The sequence below is a fragment of the Mangrovimicrobium sediminis genome (genome assembly GCF_004745945.1).
Classification (GTDB): Bacteria; Pseudomonadota; Gammaproteobacteria; order Pseudomonadales; family Halieaceae; genus Mangrovimicrobium; species Mangrovimicrobium sediminis.
On record NZ_SRLE01000011.1, the window covers coordinates 73,691 to 90,757 of the forward strand.

At 65.9% G+C, this 17,067-nt stretch carries 19 protein-coding genes; 10 read left to right on the top strand and 9 right to left on the bottom strand.

Translation table 11 applies throughout. From position 1 onward, the window contains the following. Positions 1-101: 101 nt before the first annotated feature. The 7 genes from E4634_RS15625 to E4634_RS15655 all read right to left on the bottom strand — a co-directional run bounded on the left by E4634_RS15625 (position 102) and on the right by E4634_RS15655 (position 6,141). The gene (locus tag E4634_RS15625; RefSeq protein ID WP_135445579.1) at positions 102-1,607 is read right to left on the bottom strand and encodes an RNA polymerase factor sigma-54; all 1,506 of its coding nucleotides are present in this window, start codon (positions 1,605-1,607) and stop codon (positions 102-104) included. 150 nt (positions 1,608-1,757) lie between these two features. Further along, positions 1,758-2,483, bottom strand: coding sequence for an LPS export ABC transporter ATP-binding protein (lptB, locus tag E4634_RS15630; RefSeq protein ID WP_135445580.1), 726 nt, complete (start codon positions 2,481-2,483; stop codon positions 1,758-1,760). Beyond that, entirely contained in the window at positions 2,461-3,108 is a 648-nt protein-coding gene (gene lptA, locus E4634_RS15635) for a lipopolysaccharide transport periplasmic protein LptA (RefSeq protein ID WP_135445582.1), read from the bottom strand. Before lptA ends, lptB begins: the two co-directional genes overlap by 23 nt. Beyond that, the gene (lptC, locus tag E4634_RS15640) at positions 3,092-3,643 is read right to left on the bottom strand and encodes an LPS export ABC transporter periplasmic protein LptC (protein WP_135445584.1); all 552 of its coding nucleotides are present in this window, start codon (positions 3,641-3,643) and stop codon (positions 3,092-3,094) included. The genes lptA and lptC overlap by 17 nt, the downstream gene beginning before the upstream one ends. After that, positions 3,643-4,164 (bottom strand): KdsC family phosphatase, encoded by a 522-nt coding sequence (locus tag E4634_RS15645; RefSeq protein WP_206046912.1) that lies wholly within the window; start codon positions 4,162-4,164, stop codon positions 3,643-3,645. The genes lptC and E4634_RS15645 overlap by 1 nt, the downstream gene beginning before the upstream one ends. Positions 4,165-4,169: 5 nt before the next feature. Beyond that, positions 4,170-5,150: a KpsF/GutQ family sugar-phosphate isomerase gene (locus E4634_RS15650; protein ID WP_240725212.1), complete on the bottom strand. Its 981-nt coding sequence runs from the start codon at positions 5,148-5,150 to the stop codon at positions 4,170-4,172. 16 nt (positions 5,151-5,166) lie between these two features. Beyond that, the gene (locus E4634_RS15655; protein ID WP_135445586.1) at positions 5,167-6,141 is read right to left on the bottom strand and encodes a calcium/sodium antiporter; all 975 of its coding nucleotides are present in this window, start codon (positions 6,139-6,141) and stop codon (positions 5,167-5,169) included. Positions 6,142-6,326: 185 nt separating this feature from the next. Here E4634_RS15655 and E4634_RS15660 point away from each other — a divergent pair, with 185 nt between their 5' ends. The 4 genes from E4634_RS15660 (at position 6,327) to hisD (ending at position 9,268) form a co-directional block, all read left to right on the top strand. Then, positions 6,327-6,989, top strand: coding sequence for an MlaC/ttg2D family ABC transporter substrate-binding protein (locus E4634_RS15660; RefSeq protein WP_135445588.1), 663 nt, complete (start codon positions 6,327-6,329; stop codon positions 6,987-6,989). Between the two features lie 100 nt (positions 6,990-7,089). Beyond that, a complete protein-coding gene (locus E4634_RS15665) occupies positions 7,090-7,329 on the top strand; it encodes a BolA family protein (RefSeq protein ID WP_135445590.1) in 240 nt (79 codons plus the stop codon). 3 nt (positions 7,330-7,332) lie between these two features. Continuing rightward, a complete protein-coding gene (gene hisG / locus E4634_RS15670; RefSeq protein ID WP_135445592.1) occupies positions 7,333-7,983 on the top strand; it encodes an ATP phosphoribosyltransferase in 651 nt (216 codons plus the stop codon). After that, positions 7,970-9,268, top strand: a complete 1,299-nt coding sequence (gene hisD / locus E4634_RS15675) for a histidinol dehydrogenase (protein ID WP_135445594.1) — start codon at positions 7,970-7,972, stop codon at positions 9,266-9,268. Before hisG ends, hisD begins: the two co-directional genes overlap by 14 nt. A 31-nt stretch (positions 9,269-9,299) precedes the next feature. Here hisD and E4634_RS15680 read toward each other — a convergent pair whose 3' ends face one another. Next, positions 9,300-10,400 carry a S1C family serine protease gene (locus E4634_RS15680; RefSeq protein ID WP_135445596.1) on the bottom strand — a complete coding sequence of 367 codons (1,101 nt, stop codon included), beginning with the start codon at positions 10,398-10,400 and terminating at the stop codon, positions 9,300-9,302. A 126-nt stretch (positions 10,401-10,526) separates the two neighbouring features. Here E4634_RS15680 and E4634_RS15685 point away from each other — a divergent pair, with 126 nt between their 5' ends. After that, complete coding sequence (locus tag E4634_RS15685; protein WP_135445598.1) at positions 10,527-11,288, top strand: Nif3-like dinuclear metal center hexameric protein; 762 nt, start codon at positions 10,527-10,529, stop codon at positions 11,286-11,288. Positions 11,289-11,316: 28 nt separating this feature from the next. Here E4634_RS15685 and E4634_RS15690 read toward each other — a convergent pair whose 3' ends face one another. Then, positions 11,317-11,787, bottom strand: a complete 471-nt coding sequence (locus tag E4634_RS15690; RefSeq protein ID WP_167854937.1) for a Z-ring associated ZapG family protein — start codon at positions 11,785-11,787, stop codon at positions 11,317-11,319. A gap of 162 nt (positions 11,788-11,949) precedes the next feature. Here E4634_RS15690 and zapE point away from each other — a divergent pair, with 162 nt between their 5' ends. From zapE to E4634_RS15715, 5 genes are all read left to right on the top strand, one after another. Then, the gene (gene zapE, locus E4634_RS15695) at positions 11,950-13,050 is read left to right on the top strand and encodes a cell division protein ZapE (RefSeq protein ID WP_135445602.1); all 1,101 of its coding nucleotides are present in this window, start codon (positions 11,950-11,952) and stop codon (positions 13,048-13,050) included. Between the two features lie 287 nt (positions 13,051-13,337). Continuing rightward, entirely contained in the window at positions 13,338-13,766 is a 429-nt protein-coding gene (gene rplM / locus E4634_RS15700; protein ID WP_135445604.1) for a 50S ribosomal protein L13, read from the top strand. A 12-nt stretch (positions 13,767-13,778) separates the two neighbouring features. After that, on the top strand, positions 13,779-14,171 hold the full coding sequence (rpsI, locus tag E4634_RS15705) for a 30S ribosomal protein S9 (protein ID WP_135445606.1): 393 nt from the start codon (positions 13,779-13,781) through the stop codon (positions 14,169-14,171). A gap of 241 nt (positions 14,172-14,412) precedes the next feature. Next, positions 14,413-15,012, top strand: a complete 600-nt coding sequence (gene petA / locus E4634_RS15710; RefSeq protein WP_135445607.1) for a ubiquinol-cytochrome c reductase iron-sulfur subunit — start codon at positions 14,413-14,415, stop codon at positions 15,010-15,012. Continuing rightward, positions 15,012-17,051, top strand: coding sequence for a ubiquinol-cytochrome c reductase (locus E4634_RS15715; RefSeq protein WP_135445608.1), 2,040 nt, complete (start codon positions 15,012-15,014; stop codon positions 17,049-17,051). Before petA ends, E4634_RS15715 begins: the two co-directional genes overlap by 1 nt. Positions 17,052-17,067 lie beyond the last annotated feature (16 nt).

Sequence of the window (17,067 nt, forward strand, 5' to 3'; positions counted from 1 at the left end):
TCCCGGTACCGGCGGCGCCGCCGGATTTTCCATAGCTGTTATTTGCGAGTCTAGTCCACCGGCGCGCCCGCCGATATAACGAATACCGCGCGTGCTTGTGCTCATACCAGGCGTTTGCGCTCGTTGGACGGGGGAATGTGCAGGCTGTCGCGGTACTTGGCGATAGTGCGCCGGGCGACGTTGATGCCCTGGTCCTCGAGCAACTGGGCGATCTTGTTGTCGCTGAGGGGTTTGCGCGGGTTTTCCGCGGCCACCAGCTTCTTGATCAGGGCGCGGATGGCGGTGGAGGAACATTCGCCGCCGGCGCTGGTGGCGACGTGGCTGGAGAAGAAATACTTCAGCTCGAAGATACCGCGCGGCGTGTGCATGTACTTTTGCGTGGTGACGCGCGAGATGGTCGACTCGTGCATCTCCACCGCCTCGGCGATGTCGTGCAGCACCAGCGGTTTCATCGCCTCCTCGCCGTACTCGAGGAAGTTGCGCTGGTGTTCGACGATTTTCGTCGCCACTTTCATCAGGGTCTCGTTGCGGCTTTGCAGGCTCTTCAGGAACCAGCGCGCCTCCTGCAGGTTGTCGCGCAGGTAGGTGTTCTCGGCGCTGTTGTCCGCGCGTTTGATCATGCCCGCGTATTCGCTGTTGATGCGCAGCTTGGGCGCGATGTCCGGGTTGAGCTCCACCAGCCAGCGGCCCTCACGCTTGCTCACGAACACGTCCGGCACCACGTACTCGATCTCGTCCGGGGCGAAGGATTCGCCGGGGTTCGGGTCCAGCGACTGGATCAGGCCCAGGGCGTCCTTGAGCTGCTCTTCCTTGAGCCGGGTGCGGCGCAGGATCTGGCTGAAATCACCGCCCGCCAGCTGTGGCAGGTAGCGGTTGAGTATCAGCCGGGCGTGTTCCAGGTGCGGGGTGGTCGGCGGCAGCTGCTGCAGCTGCACCAGCAGGCACTCCTGCAGGTTGCGCGTGCACACGCCGGCGGGCTCGAACTGCTGCAGCCGGTGCAGCACCGCGACCACCTCATCCATCTCGATATCCAGCTCCGGCTCGAAGGACTCGTGGATCTCCTCCAGGCTCAGGGTCAGGCGGCCGTTGCCATCGGTGGCGTCGACAATGGCCAGGGCGATGAGGTTGTCGGTGTCGGAAAAGCGGGTCAGGTTGAGCTGCCACAGCAGGTGGTCCTGCAGGGATTCGCGGGCGCCGTTGCGGCCCTCATAGTCGGCATCGGTGTCGTCTGCCGCGGCCATGCTCGGCGCGGCGCTGGAGGGCAGCAGGTCTTCCCACTGGGTGTCCACGGGCAGTTCGTCGGGGATGACGTCGGCGCCGTTGAGGCCGGTCTCGCCGCCGCTGTCCCAGTCGTTTTCGCTGCTGTCGCTGCCGGCACTCGCGGTTTCACCCTCGGCCTGGCTGTTGCGGTTTTCCGCTGCGGATTCAGCCTCGGCGCGGGGCTCGGTGTCTTCCTCGCCCACCTCCAGCAATGGGTTGCTGTCCAGCGCCTGTTGGATCTCCTGCTGCAAATCCAGCGTGGAGAGCTGTAACAGGCGGATGGCCTGTTGCAGCTGAGGCGTCATGGTCAGCTGCTGGCCAAGTTTGAGCTGGAGCGACTGCTTCATCGATTGTTGGTAGCGACCTCAGACACCCCGGGGAGGGGCGTCGCGATTGAACAACTGTCTGTGAGTTTAGCCTTCCGGCGCAAGCAGAGGCAACAGCTTGGCGCGAAATTTGCTTATTGACATTTACCCCGACTTGCGCGGGGCGGCGGGCTACAGGCGGAACTGCTCCCCGAGGTAGGTTTTGCGTACCTGGGCGTTGTCCAGCACGTCCTGCGCAGTGCCCGAGGCGATGATATGGCCCTCGCCGACGATGTAGGCTTTTTCGCAGATATCGAGGGTGTCGCGCACGTTGTGGTCGGTGATCAGGATGCCGATGCCGCGATCGCGCAGGTGGCGGATGATCTGTTTGATGTCGCTGACCGAGATCGGGTCGACGCCGGCGAAGGGTTCGTCGAGCAGGATGAAATCCGGCTCGGTGGCCAGGGCCCGGGCGATCTCCACGCGGCGCCGTTCACCGCCGGACAGCGACTGCCCCAGGCTGTCGCGCAGGTGCGAGACGTGGAATTCCTCGAGCAGCTGGTCGCGGCGCTCCAGGCGCTGCTGCTTGTTGAGGTCCGGCCGGGTTTCCAGGATGGCGAGGATGTTGTCGCCCACCGACAGCTTGCGGAACACCGAGGCCTCCTGCGGCAGGTAGCCGATGCCGTGGCGCGCGCGCTGGTGCATGGGCAGGCGGGTGATGTCATCCCCGTTCAATTCGATGCGCCCGCGGTCGGCGGGGATGATACCGATGATCATGTAGAAACAGGTGGTCTTGCCGGCGCCGTTGGGGCCGAGCAGGCCGACCACCTGGCCGCTGTCGATATGCAGGGAGACGTCCTGCACCACCTCGCGGCCGCGGTAGGCCTTGGCCAGGTTACTGGCCTTCAGTTGCGCCATCGGCGGCCTCCGCTTGCGCTTGTGCCGCCGGCAGGGGGGCGTTGGGGTCCGCGACCTGGTTGGGGTCGGGGGCTGCGTCCTGTGCCTGTTTGTCCTGCTTCTGGTTGTCCTGGACCTGCTGCGCGGTCTGGGCGGGGATGATCACATGCACGCGGCTGCCGTTGTCGCCCTGTTTCGGCCCGACCTGGATCAGTTTGTTGGGGATGTCGTAGTCGATCACGTCGCCCCTGGCGATGGAGCCGTCCTGTTCCACGCTCGCCTCATCGGTCAGCAGCACGCGCTCTTCCTCGCGGAAATACTCGATGGTCAGGCCGCGCGCGGTGATCACGCCTTTGTCCACGTCCGGCTGCTGGCGCATGATGGCGGGGCGTCCGTAGGCCTCGATCTTGCGCGCGTCGTCCGCCTGGTGCTGGATGATCAGCCGGTCCGCCTCGATATGCAGGCTGCCCTGGTCGAGCTTGACGTTGCCCTCGTACTGGGTGATGCCCTTGTTCTCGTCGCGCAGCGCCGAGTCCGCCTCGATGCGAATCGGCAGTTCCTTGTCGCCCGGCAGGGCGTGCGCGAGGTTGGCCCAGAGCAGGCCGGCGAGAACGCCGGCAAGCAGGCGGCTAGGGCTGCGGCACATAGGTACTCTCCACGTCGGGTCCCAGGGTGATGGTTTCGGCGTCCAGTCGCGCCAGCATACCGGCGGCGACGGTGCGGTTGTCGTCCCAGGTAATGGTCACGGGGCGCTCGGTCTGCGCTTCGCGGGTATCCAGTTGCACGTCGAGGCTGGAGGTCTCCAGCCGGGTGCCGGCCTGGTCGTGGTTGAGCACGACATTGCGGCGCAGCAGCAGCCGGCCGCTGGCCGGTTCGTAGCGGCCGCGCTCGGCCCAGGCGGACCAGGTGTTGCTGCCGCTGCTGTGAGAGTAGAAGCGCGGCTCGGTGAGCAGGGCATAACCGCGGCGGCCGAACTGCTCCACGCGCCGGGCGTCGAGCACATCGGCGAGTTCGCCCTCGCGGGTGAAACTGAGTGAGCGCGCGTCGTCGATATACACGCTGGGCAGCCTGGCGCGCCGCTCGCTGTCGCGCTCACCGGCGTCCTCGGCCAGCGGGTCCCACAACAGGTTGGCCGCCAGCACCAGGCCGACAACCAGCAGGACCTGGACAGTGCGCGGCATCAGGCGTAGGTCCCGAGCAGGCTGTCCAGGCTGCCGCGAGCGCTGAGCAGGAATTCGCAGGCCTCGCGCACGGCGCCGGCGCCGCCGGGCAGGGTGCAGGTGTGGTCGGCGGCGGCGCGCAGGGCGGGCACCGCGTCGGCGGGGGCGAAGCCGATGCCCGCGGCGCTCACCGCGGCGAGGTCGGGCAGGTCGTCACCCATGTAGGCGCAGTCGGCGGGGTCGATACCGCGTGCGGCGCACAGCTCACGCAGGGCGCTGAGCTTGTCCTCGCGGCCCTGGACAATCTCGGTGATGCCCAGTTCGTCGGCGCGGCGCTGTACCACCGGCGAGTTGCGCCCGGTGATGATCGCCACCTCGATGCCGTCGCGCTGCAGCAGCTTGATGCCCAGCCCGTCCTTGATATTGAAGCTCTTGAGTTCCTCGCCGCGGTCGCTGTAGTAGATGCGTCCGTCGGTGAGCACGCCATCCACGTCCAGGGCCAGCAGCTTGAGCCGGCGTGCGCTTGCCTGCAGTGTGTCCACGGGGCTCAGGCGATCCCCGCATGGAGCAGGTGCATGAGGTGCAGCACGCCGCAACTGCGGTCGTCCTCGTCGACCACGACCAGGGAGGTGATTTCGTTCTCCTCCATGATGCGCATGGCCTCTGCGGCCAGCATGCCCGGGGTGACGGTCTTGGCGCTGCGCGACATCAGTGCGGAGATCGGCGTGTTGTTGATGTCCACGCGGTCGTCAAGGGCGCGGCGCAGGTCGCCGTCGGTGAACACGCCGCACAGGTGACCGTCGGCGTCGGTGACGGTGGTCATGCCCAGGCCCTTGTTGCTGATTTCCAGCAGGGCCTGCGCCATCGGGGTGGATTCGCTCACCGCTGGGATGTCGGCGCCGGCGCGCATCACGTCGCCGACCTTGAGCAGCAGCTTGCGGCCCAGGGCCCCGCCGGGGTGGGAGAAGGCAAAGTCCTCCGCGGTGAAGCCGCGCGCCTCGAGCAGGGCGATGGCCACGGCGTCGCCCATGACCAGGGCGGCGGTGGTGCTGGAGGTGGGCGCCAGGTCCAGCGGGCAGGCCTCGGTGTCGACGCCGGCGTCGAGGTGGGCGTCGGCGGCGCGCGCCAGGGTCGAGTCCGCATTGCCGGTCATGGCGATCAGGCCCGTGCCCATGCGCTTGAGCAAGGGCAGCAGGGTGAGCACCTCGCTGACCTCGCCGCTGTTGGACAGGGCGATGACCACGTCCTCGGCGGTGATCATGCCCATGTCGCCGTGGCTCGCCTCACCGGGGTGGACGAAGAATGCGGGGGTGCCGGTACTGGCCAGGGTGGCGGCGATCTTGCGCGCGATGTGGCCGGACTTGCCCATGCCGGTGACGATCACCCGGCCGCGGCAGGCGAGCAGCAATTCGCAGGCGCGCTCGAACTGCGCGCCGATGCGCGGGCCGAGTGCGGCTACCGCTTCTGCTTCCATGTCTATGGTGCGCAGTGCGGAGTCGATAAAGCCGGGAACGTGTTGGTCCGCCATGGTTGCGGGCCCTGAATCAGAGGCTGACATATAACCAGTAATAATACAGCGCGTAACAAGTTACTAACAACACCCCGATACTGCGGCCGACGTAGGCGTGGCCGTCCATGGAGCGGCTGCGCAGCCGGCTTATGTAAATGGCCAGCGCGAGCAACAGGGTCAGCCCGAGCATGGTCGGGTAGTCGCGGGTGAGCACCGAGGGCTCCAGGGTGGCGGCACTGAAAATACCCGGGATGGCCATCACCACCAGCAGGTTGAACAGGTTGGAGCCGATGACGTTACCCAGGGCGATCTCGGTATGGCCGCGCATGGCGCTGGCCACGGTCGCCGCCAGTTCCGGCAGGCTGGTACCCACCGCGACGATGGTCAGGCCGATCACCAGTTCGGAGACACCCAGCGTGGAGGCGATCTCCACGGCGCCCCAAACCAGCATGCGCGAGCTGCCGACCAGCAGGCCGAGGCCGAGGGCGAAGGTGAGCCAGGCGCGCTTGGGGCTGAGGTGCGGCAGGTACTCCTCCTCGGCTTCGCCGACCAGCACTTCATCCTTTTGCTGGGTGCGCAGCATGAAGATCACCAGCGCGCCGAGTGTGCCGATCATCAACCAGCCGTCGACCTGCGACAGGTCGTCGTCGGCGATCAGGATGCCGGCGCCGACGGTGACCAGTATCAGTGTGGGCATCTCCTTCTTCATGCAGCCGCTGTGCACCATCAGCGGGGCGATCAGCAGGGTGATGCCCAGCACCAGGCCGACGTTGGCGATATTCGAGCCGATGGCGTTGCCCACGGCGAGGTTGCCCGCGCCGGACATGGCGGCGGTGATGGACACCAGGACTTCCGGCGCCGAGGTGCCCATGGAAACAATGGTGAGGCCGATGACAATGGGCGACATGCCCATGTTCTCGGCAATGGAAGCGGCGCCCGCGACAAACAGGTCCGCACTCCAGATGAGGACGATAAAGCCGACCAGAACGGTGGCGGCCGCTAACAGCATAAAGAAATATTTCCTGTTACAGTATGCGCCGCGCGCAGGCCAGGAACCGCAGGTGTACGGCTGTTGTCCCAAACCGGGTGCGCCGGCCACGCGTGGGTCTAAAGGCGCGCAGTTGTAGGCCAGAGGCGGATTATACAGTCCGCCACAGCGGTTAATAGTAGAAATTCATCCAGTGGAGATCATTCATGGCAATTCGAGTGCAGCGGGCGTGGGTGCTGGGGCTGTTTCTGTGGGTGGGCTTCGCCAGCGCCGGGCAGGCGTCGGTCACCGCCCATGACGTGGTGCGCCAGACCACCGAGCAGGTCATGGCGACCGTGGCCGAGGCGCGCGGTTATGTCGAGGAGGATCCGTCGCGCTACTACACCAAGATCGAGGCAATCCTCGACCCGGTGGTGGACTTTCGCGGCTTCGCCCGCGGCGTGATGGGTCCCTACGCCAGCAGCGAGCGCTACCGCTCGCTGGACGAGGCCGGTCGCGAGAAGCTGCGCGAACAGCTGGACCGCTTCACCGAAGTCATGCGTTCGGGCCTGGTACAGACCTACGGCAAGGGGCTGCTGGCCTTTGGCGGTTCGCGCATTGAAGTGTCCCGGCCGGCGCCGGATGAGGCCGAGCAGTCGCGCGCGACGGTGGAGCAACTCATCTATTCGGACCAGGCCGAGCCCTACGTCGTCTACTACCAGATGGGCAGGGATGGCGACGGTGCCTGGAAGCTGCGCAACATGATTATCCAGAGCGTGAACCTGGGCGAGATCTACCGCAACCAGTTCCAGGCGGCGGCCCGCGAGCACGACGGCGACCTGGACAAGGTGATCGCCGGCTGGAACGTGGTGGCCGAAGTCAGCTCCTGAGCGCGGTCGCCAACGCCCGCGATTTTCCCTAAAATGCCTTCCCCGCCCCCGGCGTAGCCTCGGGGCGGGACACGCACGCAACCCCGAACCGGAGAATTCTATGGACGCCGCGACCGTCAAGGCCCTGCTGCAGGCACACCTGCCCGAGTGCGAGTTTCACGTCCAGGGCGAGGGCGCCAACTACGACATCGTCGCCGTCGGCGAGGTGTTCGAGGGCCTGCGCCCGGTGAAGAAACAGCAGCTTATCTATGCGGCGCTCAACGAGGAGATCGCCAGCGGCGCGATTCACGCGGTGAACATGCGCACCTACACACCCGAACAGTGGAAGTCTGTGGACTGAATCGTGGACGACGGCATTACCATCGCCCTGACCAAGGGGCGCATCCTCAAGGAAACCCTGCCGCTGCTGGCCACTGCCGGCATCCAACCGCTGGAGAATATCGACCGCAGCCGCAAGCTGGTGTTCGAGACCAGCGTGCCCGGCGTGCGCCTGGTCATCCTGCGCGGCACCGACGTGCCGACCTATGTGCGCCACGGCGCCGCTGATGTCGGTGTGGTGGGCAAGGACGTGCTGCTGGAGCACGGCGCCCAGGGCCTGTATGAACCGCTGGACCTGGGCATCGCGCGCTGCCGGCTGATGACCGCCGGACCGGCCCACTGGCAGCACACCGGCGGCCGCGTGCGCGTGGCCACCAAGTTCGTGAATATCGCCCGCGACTACTTCGCCCGCCGCGGGATGCAGGTCGAGCTTATCAAGCTCTACGGGGCCATGGAGCTGGCGCCGTTGATGGACCTCGCCGACCTCATCGTGGATATCGTCGACACCGGCAATACCCTGCGCGCCAACGGCATGGCGCCGCTGGACGAGATCGCCCAGATCAGCTCGCGTTTGATCGTCAACAAGGCGGCGATGCGCTCGCACTACCGCGCCATTCAGTCGCTGGTCGACCAACTCGCCGCCGTAGTCGGGGAGGGCGCCGATGCCGATGCGTAGGCTGGACGCCAGTGCCCCGGACTTCGACGCCCGGTTGCGCGCGCTGACCGCCTGGGAGGAAGAGTACGACCAGGCAGTGAACACGGCGGTGCAGGGCATCATCGCCGACGTCGCCAGCCGCGGTGACGCCGCACTGCTCGAATACACTGCACGCTTCGACGCCCTCGAGGTGTCCGCTGCCGCGCAGCTGGAAGTGCCGCAGGCGCGGCTGGCAGCCGCACTCGAGGCGATTCCCGCCGAGGCCCGCGCCGCCCTGGAAACCGCCGCCGCGCGCATCCGCGAATACCACCAGCACCAACTGCAGGAGAGCTGGCGCTATACCGACGCCGCCGGCAACCTGCTCGGCCAGCAGATCACGGCCCTGTCCAGTGCCGGCATCTACGTCCCCGGTGGCAAGGCCAGCTACCCGTCCTCGGTGCTGATGAACGCGCTGCCCGCGCAGGTGGCGGGGGTGGAGCAGATCGTCATGGTGGTGCCGGCGCCGCACGGTGAATTGAACGAGCTGGTGCTGGCCGCGGCGCATATCGCCGGCGTGCACCGGGTGTTCACCATCGGCGGGGCCCAGGCGGTGGCCGCCCTGGCCTACGGCACCCAGAGCGTGCCCGCGGTGGACAAGATCGTCGGCCCCGGCAACATCTATGTCGCCACCGCCAAGCGCATGGTGTTCGGCCGCGTCGGCATCGACATGATCGCCGGCCCCTCCGAGATACTGGTTATCTGCGATGGCAGCACCGACCCCGACTGGGTGGCCATGGACCTGTTTTCCCAGGCCGAACACGACGAGAACGCCCAGTCCATCCTGCTGTGTCCCGATGCCGACTACCTGGACGCGGTGGCCGCGAGCATCGAGCGCCTGCTGCCGACCATGGAGCGGGCGGATATCATCCGCGCCTCCCTGACCGGGCGCGGCGCCATGATCCTCACCGCCAGCCTGGCGGATGCGGTAGCCATCAGCAATCGCCTGGCGCCGGAACACCTGGAGCTCTCCGTGCAGGATCCCGAGGCGCTGCTGCCGACCATCCGCCACGCCGGCGCGATCTTCATGGGCCCGTGGACCTCCGAGGCCCTCGGCGACTACTGCGCCGGACCCAACCACGTGTTGCCGACCGCCGGCAGCGCGCGGTTCTTCTCGCCGCTGGGCGTGTACGACTTCCAGAAGCGCAGCTCGGTGATCATGTGCTCGGATGCGGGGGTGCAGGCGCTGGGCAAGGTCGCGTCCACCCTGGCCCGCGGCGAGTCGCTGACCGCGCACGCCCGCGCCGCGGAACTGCGCCTGAAGGACTAGCGGGCGTTTTCGCCTTCGGCGTGCGCCGCGCTCAGCCGGCGAGGCTGGACTGCCCCTGGGCGCCGACCACCGCGCGCAATTCCAGGCTCTGCTGGTCGCGCTGTACCGAGATGGCGATGGCCTCCCCGGGGCGCAGGCGGGCGATCTTGTGCATGGTCTGGCGGCCATCGACGACCCCCTCGCCATTGATGTGCGTGATGATGTCGCCGGCGCGGATGCCGGCGCGTGCCGCCGGACTGGCCTCGGCCACCCCGACCACCAGCAGGGCCTGGCTCTGGCTGCCGCCGGCCAGTTTGACCGGCTCCACACTGACGCCCAGCCAACCGCGGATCACTTCCCCGTACTCGATCAAATCGCGCATCACATAATCCGCGAGATTGGCCGGGATTGCCAGGCTGATGCCGATTCCGGTGGCGCTGCCGGCTCCGGCCTGGCTCTGCGCGGTGTAGATGAGCGTGTTGATGCCCACCAGGCGGCCCGCGCTGTCGACCAGGGCGCCGCCGGAATTGCCCTGGTGAATGATGGCGTCGGTCTGGATGTAGTCCTCGTAGGTGTTCAGCTGCAGTCCCCAGCGGCCGAGTGCGGAGACAATACCCTGGGTGACCGAGTGGCCGAAGCCCAGCGGGTTGCCGATGGCCAGGACCACGTCGCCCACGCGCAGGCGGTCCGAGTCAGCGACCTGGGCGGGTACCAGGTCGGGCAGGTCAATTTTGAGAACCGCGAGGTCGGTGGCGGCGTCGCTGCCGATCACCACCGCAGAGGCGGTGCGCGCATCGTGCAGCAGCACCTGGATGGCGTCGGCCCCGGCGATCACGTGGTGGTTGGTGATGATATGCCCCTCGCGGGTCATGATGACGCCGGAGCCCAGCGAGCGTTCGATGCGCTGGCGCGACAGGCGCTGGCCCAGGCGCTGTGACAGCAGTGGAATCGACGGTGGGGAGTTCACCAGTTTCGCCGTGTAGATGTTCACCACCGCCGGTGCCGCGCGATTGACGGCGGCGGAGTAGCTGGCAGGTGCCGCTTGCTCCTGGCTGCCGGCGTCGCGCGGCAGCACCCAGCGATCGAGGATCAGCAGCGCCGCGAGCACGCCGGCCAGCGCGGGCCAGGTGATGAACTTGAGGGTATCCTTCATGCGCTTGGAGAGAGTCCCCGGGCTGCTGTAGAGTGGGCCGCGCAGCGCGCCGCGAACTGGTATCGCGTAGCGTGCTTAGAATTATTGTATATGAAGCGGGCTGCCCGCGAACAAAAAAGGTACTGAATGAGCACTTCTCTGCGCGCCCTGCTGCGCTGGCTGGACACCACACTGCACCCCGCACAGTTCCGCGATTACTGCCCCAATGGCCTGCAGGTCGAGGGCCGGCCCGAGGTGAGCCGGCTGGCGACGGCGGTCTCCGCCAACCAGGCCGTGCTCGACGCGGCGGCGCACTGGGGAGCGGATGCGCTGCTCGTGCACCACGGGTATTTCTGGCGCGGGGAGGCGGCGCCGGTGGTGGGCATGAAGCGCCGCCGCCTGGCAACCCTGCTGGCCAACGAGATGAGCCTGCTGGCCTATCACCTGCCGCTGGACGCACACCCCCAACTGGGCAACAACGCGCGCCTGGGCGAGTTGTTGGGCTTTGCCGACAGCGAGCCGCTGCAGCCGGGGGAGTCCGGTGCGGTGGGCAATGTGGGCAGCCTGCCCGAGGGCACGACCGCCGGCGAGCTGTGCGCCAGCATCCAGGCCCTCACCGGGCGCGAGCCCCTGCTGGTGGGCGACCCGGAACAGGACCTCGAGCGGGTGGCCTGGTGCACCGGGGCGGCGCAGTCCTATATCGAGGCGGCGGTGGCGGCGCGGGCCGATGTCTTCATCACCGGTGAGGTGTCAGAGCCGACGGTGCACGTGGCGCGCGAGGAGGGCATCGTGTTTATTGCCGCGGGACACCACGCGACCGAGCGCTACGGTGTACAGGCGTTAGGCGAGGCGCTGTCCCAGACCTTTGGCCTGGAACACCGGTTCTTCGATTGCGACAACCCGGTCTGAGACGACCGGGCCGGGTTTCAGGCAGGGATCAGAGCGACGGGGGGACGCGCGCCTCTTCTTCGGCGCGCTTGCGCTCCAGGCCGAAATCCTCGCTAAGCACGCCCTTGTCGCCGGGCGATGCCTTGGGCGCGTAGTCCTTGGGCGGTTCGATATCGGCGAGGTCCGCCGGCAGTTCCGCGAGGTCAGTGCGCCGCTCCATTTTCTCCAGGGCCACGGGACCCTCGCCGCGACACAGGTCGGCGGCGCCGCGGGCGAGATGGTTGTGCACGTCCCGGTAGCTCTCGGTGAGCTGGTTGAGCAGCCGGGCGGTGTCGCTGAAGTGCTCCACGACCTCGTCTTCGTAGGCCTTCTTGGCCTGCAGGATGTCGTCCAGCTGGCGCTCCGCCTCGCGGCGTTTCTGCCCTGCGGGCGTCACCCGCTGGCTCAGCAGCATACCCAGGCCGACGCCTGCGAGCAGGGCGATGGCGGCGCTGATGATGAGGACGGTCAGGCTGTACACAGGCGGGAACTCCTTGTCGGTACCGAATTCAGGACGTGGCAGGCAGCAGTATAACCGCCTTCGCGGGGACGCCATAGGCCGGCGGGCAAATCCCTGTCGGAGTTGCTGTCTATCCGCGCTCTGGTAAAGTGTGGCGCCCGGATACACCAAATCACCACACGCATGAGCACACCCTGGGAACGCTATCAGGCCGACCTGCAGCGGGAGGGTTTTTCCCACGACCCTGCGCAGGAGGCCGCCGTGCGCCTGTTGCAGGACCTTTACGAGCGCCTGCTGGCGCGCGAGCCGCAGCGCGACGGCCTGTTATCCGGCCTCATGCGCCGCCTGCGCCCGCAGCCGCTGGAGCCGGAGGTGGGGCTGTATTTCTGGGGCGGGGTAGGGCGCGGCAAGACTTACCTGGTGGACACCTTTTACGAGTGCCTGCCCTTCGAGCGCAAGATGCGCGTGCATTTCCACCGCTTCATGCAGCGCGTACACCGCGAGCTGACCGCGCTGGAGGGCGAGAAGAATCCGCTGGAAAGCGTGGCCGACCGTCTCGCGGCGGAGGCGATGGTGGTGTGTTTCGACGAGTTCTTCGTCACCGACATCGGCGACGCGATGATTCTCGGCGGGCTGATGGAGGCCCTGTTCGCGCGCGGTGTCACCCTGGTCGCCACCTCCAACATCGTGCCGGAAAAGCTCTACGAGAACGGCCTGCAGCGGCAGCGCTTCCTGCCGGCGATCCGCCTGATCCAGCAGTACACGCAGGTGGTCAACGTGGACGCGGGCATCGACTACCGCCTGCGCACCCTGCAGCAGGCGGAGCTCTACCACTGCCCCCTGGGCGAGGCGGCGGACCGCAGCCTGGAGGCCAGCTTCGAGGCCCTGGCGGTAGGCCCGGCTCGCCACTGGGAGCGCATCCAGGTCAACGGCCGCTACCTCACCTGCCGCCGCCTGGCTGACGACGTGGCCTGGTTCGACTTCGCGGAACTTTGCGACGGGCCGCGTTCGCAGAACGACTACATCGAGCTGGCCCGCGTGTTTCACGCGGTGCTGCTCTCGGGGGTGCCTGAGTTCGACAACACGCGCAACGACCAGGCCCGGCGCTTCGTCAACCTGGTGGACGAGTTCTACGACCGCAACGTGAAGCTGGTGATTGCCGCAGCCAAGCCCCTGCTCGAGCTTTACTCCAGCGGCAGCCTGGCGTTCGAGTTCCAGCGCACGCAGTCGCGGTTGCAGGAGATGCAGTCGCACGAGTACCTGGCGCGGGAGCACCGGCCATAGGCTGGTAGTGTCTCGTCGGGCGCCCGGCCGAGGCGCGGACCCGCTCCCGGGCCGGACAGCGCTGAACACCCGGATATCGACGAATATCCGCAGTTATCGCAGAATCTCGCGGCATTTGCGGGTGTCGGCGCCCCTGGCTCGAGCAGTCCGCCCGAGAGCGCAAAATTCACACTTTCGGCGCGTCCGTAAGTAGCGAAATTTATTCGGGTTTCCGCTTGAAACAGCGCAATCCATTGGGTAGTATTCGCGCTCTCGAAATTGGAGCCCTCCAAGAGGCAGTCATTCTCATGAAAACTTATAGTGCCAAAGCAGAAGAAGTGTCCCGCGACTGGTTCGTGGTTGACGCTGCTGACAAGACCTTGGGGCGCCTGGCCAGTGAAATCGCGCATCGTCTGCGCGGCAAGCACAAACCCGAGTTCACCCCGCACGTGGACACCGGCGATTACATCGTCGTGATCAATGCGGAGAAGGTACGTGTCACCGGCGCCAAGGCGACCGACAAGATGTATTACCACCACACCGGCTTCCCGGGCGGTATCAAGTCCATCTCCTTTGAAAAGCAGATCGACAAGGCCCCGGAGCGGGTGATCCAGAGCGCAGTCAAGGGCATGTTGCCGCGCAACCCGCTGGGTCGCGCCATGTTCAAGAAGCTGAAGGTGTACGCCGGTGGCGAACATCCGCACGCCGCGCAACAGCCCCAGCCCCTGAACATCTAACGGATTCCAACCATGGCAGATACCCAGTATTACGGCACCGGTCGTCGCAAGACCTCCACCGCTCGCGTATTCCTGCGCAACGGCGCCGGCAACATCACCGTCAACCGTCGTCCGCTGGACGAGTACTTCGGTCGCGAAGTAGCGCGCATGATTGTGCGTCAGCCGCTCGAACTGGTTGAAATGAATGAAAAATTCGACGTCAACGTGACCGTTGCCGGCGGCGGCAGCTTCGGCCAGGCCGGCGCTATTCGCCACGGCATCACCCGCGCCCTCATGGAGTACGACGAAACCCTGCGCGGCAGCCTGCGCAAGGCCGGTTACGTGACCCGCGACGCGCGCGAGGTCGAGCGCAAGAAGGTCGGCCTGCGCAAGGCGCGCAAGCGTCCGCAGTACTCCAAGCGCTGAGCGGATGCCTGCCGGCCCCGCCCCGGGGCTTGTCGACAGAATCAAAACGTCCGCCCGCCACCCCGGGCGGGCGTTTTTTTATGCGTTTCGCGAGCGCTCGCAGCCCTGCAAATGGCTTGCGAATCAAGGCGTTCGCCTTGTAAGGAAACGGCAAAAACATTAGTATTTGCTGCATTTTGTGAGAGGCCGGTTCGGGGTGCGGTAATGCCCGCCGGAGCGCCTCAGTTCAGGGGAGAAAAGCATGAGTAGCGATGGCGTAAATTCCGGCAGGAGGAAGTTCCTGACGGCGGCCACCAGTGCCGTTGGCGTCGCCGGAGCCGTGGGAATCGCAGTGCCCTTCCTGGGCTCCTGGAATCCCTCGGCGAAGGCCAAGGCGGCAGGGGCGCCGGTTAAGGCGGATATCGGCAAGTTGGAACCGGGCCAGATGGTCATCGTCGAGTGGCGCGGCAAGCCCGTGTATGTCGTGCACCGCACGCCGGCGCAACTGGAAACGCTGCCCGGTCTCGACGGCAAGCTGAAGGACCCGAAGTCTGAAATCTCCCTGCAACCGACCTACATCACCGGTGAGGACCGCTCCCTGCGTCCCGAAATCCTGGTGCTCGAAGGCGTCTGTACCCACCTCGGCTGCGCGCCGGCCTACCGCCCCGAACTGGGCGCCGAAGCCAACGTCGGCGACGACTCCTGGGTGGGCGGTTTCTTCTGCCCCTGCCACGGCTCGCGCTTCGACATGGCCGGACGCGTGTATTCCGGTGTGCCCGCCCCGACCAACCTGGTGGTGCCGCCCTATTCGTTTGAGGGTGACAACATCCTTGTCGTCGGCGTGGATACGGAGGCAGCCTGATGATTAACGTGCTTATAGGATTACGCGACTGGGTCGACGCGCGCCTGCCTATCATGCGGGCGTGGAACACCCACATGGGCAAGTACTACGCGCCCAAGAACTTCAACTTCTGGTACTTCTTCGGGGTGCTGTCCCTGCTGGTGCTGGTCAACCAGTTGCTCACCGGCATCTGGCTGACCATGAATTTCAACCCCAGCCAGGAGGGCGCCTTCGCCTCCGTCGAGTACATCATGCGCGATGTCGACTACGGCTGGATCCTGCGCTACATGCACTCCACCGGGGCCTCGGCCTTCTTCGTGGTGGTCTACCTGCACATGTTCCGCGCGCTGCTGTACGGATCCTACAAGAAACCGCGCGAGCTGATCTGGATCTTCGGCATGCTGATCTTCGTCGTCCTGATGGCGGAGGCCTTCGTCGGCTACGTGCTGCCCTGGGGCCAGATGTCCTACTGGGGCGCACAGGTGATCATCTCGCTGTTTGGCGCCATTCCAGTGGTGGGCGAGGACATCGTCACCTGGATTCGCGGCGACTACCTGATTTCGGGTATTACCCTGAACCGCTTCTTCGCGCTGCACGTGGTGGCCCTGCCGATCGTGCTGCTGGCCCTGGTGGTACTGCACCTGCTGGCCCTGCACGAGGTCGGCTCGAACAACCCCGACGGTGTCGAGATCAAGAAGAACAAGGGGCCCGACGGCGTTCCCCTGGACGGTATCGCCTTCCACCCGTACTACACGGTGCACGACCTGCAGGCGATCGCGGTATTCCTGTTCATTTTCTGCGCGATTATCTTCTTCCTGCCGGAGATGGGCGGTTACTTCCTCGAGTTTGCCAATTTCGAACAGGCCAACAACCTGAAGACTCCCGAGCACATTGCACCGGTCTGGTACTTCACGCCGTTCTACTCGGTGCTGCGCGCGGTGCCGGACAAGTTCTGGGGCTTTATCGCCTTCGCCGCCTCGGTGGCCATTCCCTTCGTACTGCCGTGGCTGGATCGCAGCCCGGTGAAGTCCTGGCGCTACCGCGGCAATATCACCAAGGTGATGCTGGTGCTGTTCGTGGCCAGCTTCCTGATCCTCGGTGTGCTCGGCGTGAAGAGCCCGACCCCTGAGCGCACCTTCCTGGCGCAGGTCTGCTCGGTGTTCTACTTCGTCTTCTTCCTGTCCATGCCGTTCTGGTCGAAGATGGACAAGACCAAGCCGGTGCCCGAGCGCGTCACCATGGACGGCGGTATTGGTTTCTGGGGCAGCATCGCCGGCCTGGCCTTGATTCTCGCCCTGACCATCATCCCGCTCAAGGCGGTGGGTGCCGAGAGCAGCCACGCCTGTGGTGCCGTCGACTGTGATCACTTCGAGGCGGACTTCGGCGACAAGGCCTCCCTGCAACACGGCGCCCAGCTGTACATGAACTACTGCTTCGGCTGTCACTCGCTGCAGTACTCGCGCTACAACCGCGTGGCGGCGGACCTCGGCATCCCAGACGACCTGATGGAAGCCAATCTGATCTTCGACCCCGAAGAGAAGATCGGCTCGCTGATGAACAACGCCATGGACAAGAAGCTGGCCAAGGGCTGGTTCGGCGCCACGCCGCCCGACCTGACCCTGGTCTCGCGCGCGCGTCAGCCGGAGTGGCTGTACACCTACCTGCGCAACTTCTACGCAGACTCCAGCCGTCCCTATGGCGTCAACAACCGCGTGTTCAAGGATGTCGGCATGCCGCATGTCCTGCTCGAACTGCAGGGCCTGCAGGACTGCGCAATGGGTCCGGTAAAGGCGCACAACGGCGGCGTCAAGCGCGACCCGCTGACTGGCGAGGATATCCTCGAGGACCCCTGTGGCCAGTTCAAGCTGGTACAGGAAGGCAGCATGACCCCGGAGGAGTTCGACGGCGCCATGTATGACCTGGTGAACTTTCTCGCCTACACCGCCGAGCCGATGGCGGCGGAACGCCAGCGCACCGGTATCTTCGTTTTGCTGTTCATCGCCCTGTTTTTCGTCTTCGCCTGGTTGCTCAACCGCGAGTACTGGAAAGACGTGCACTGATTGGAGCGCGGCGTAG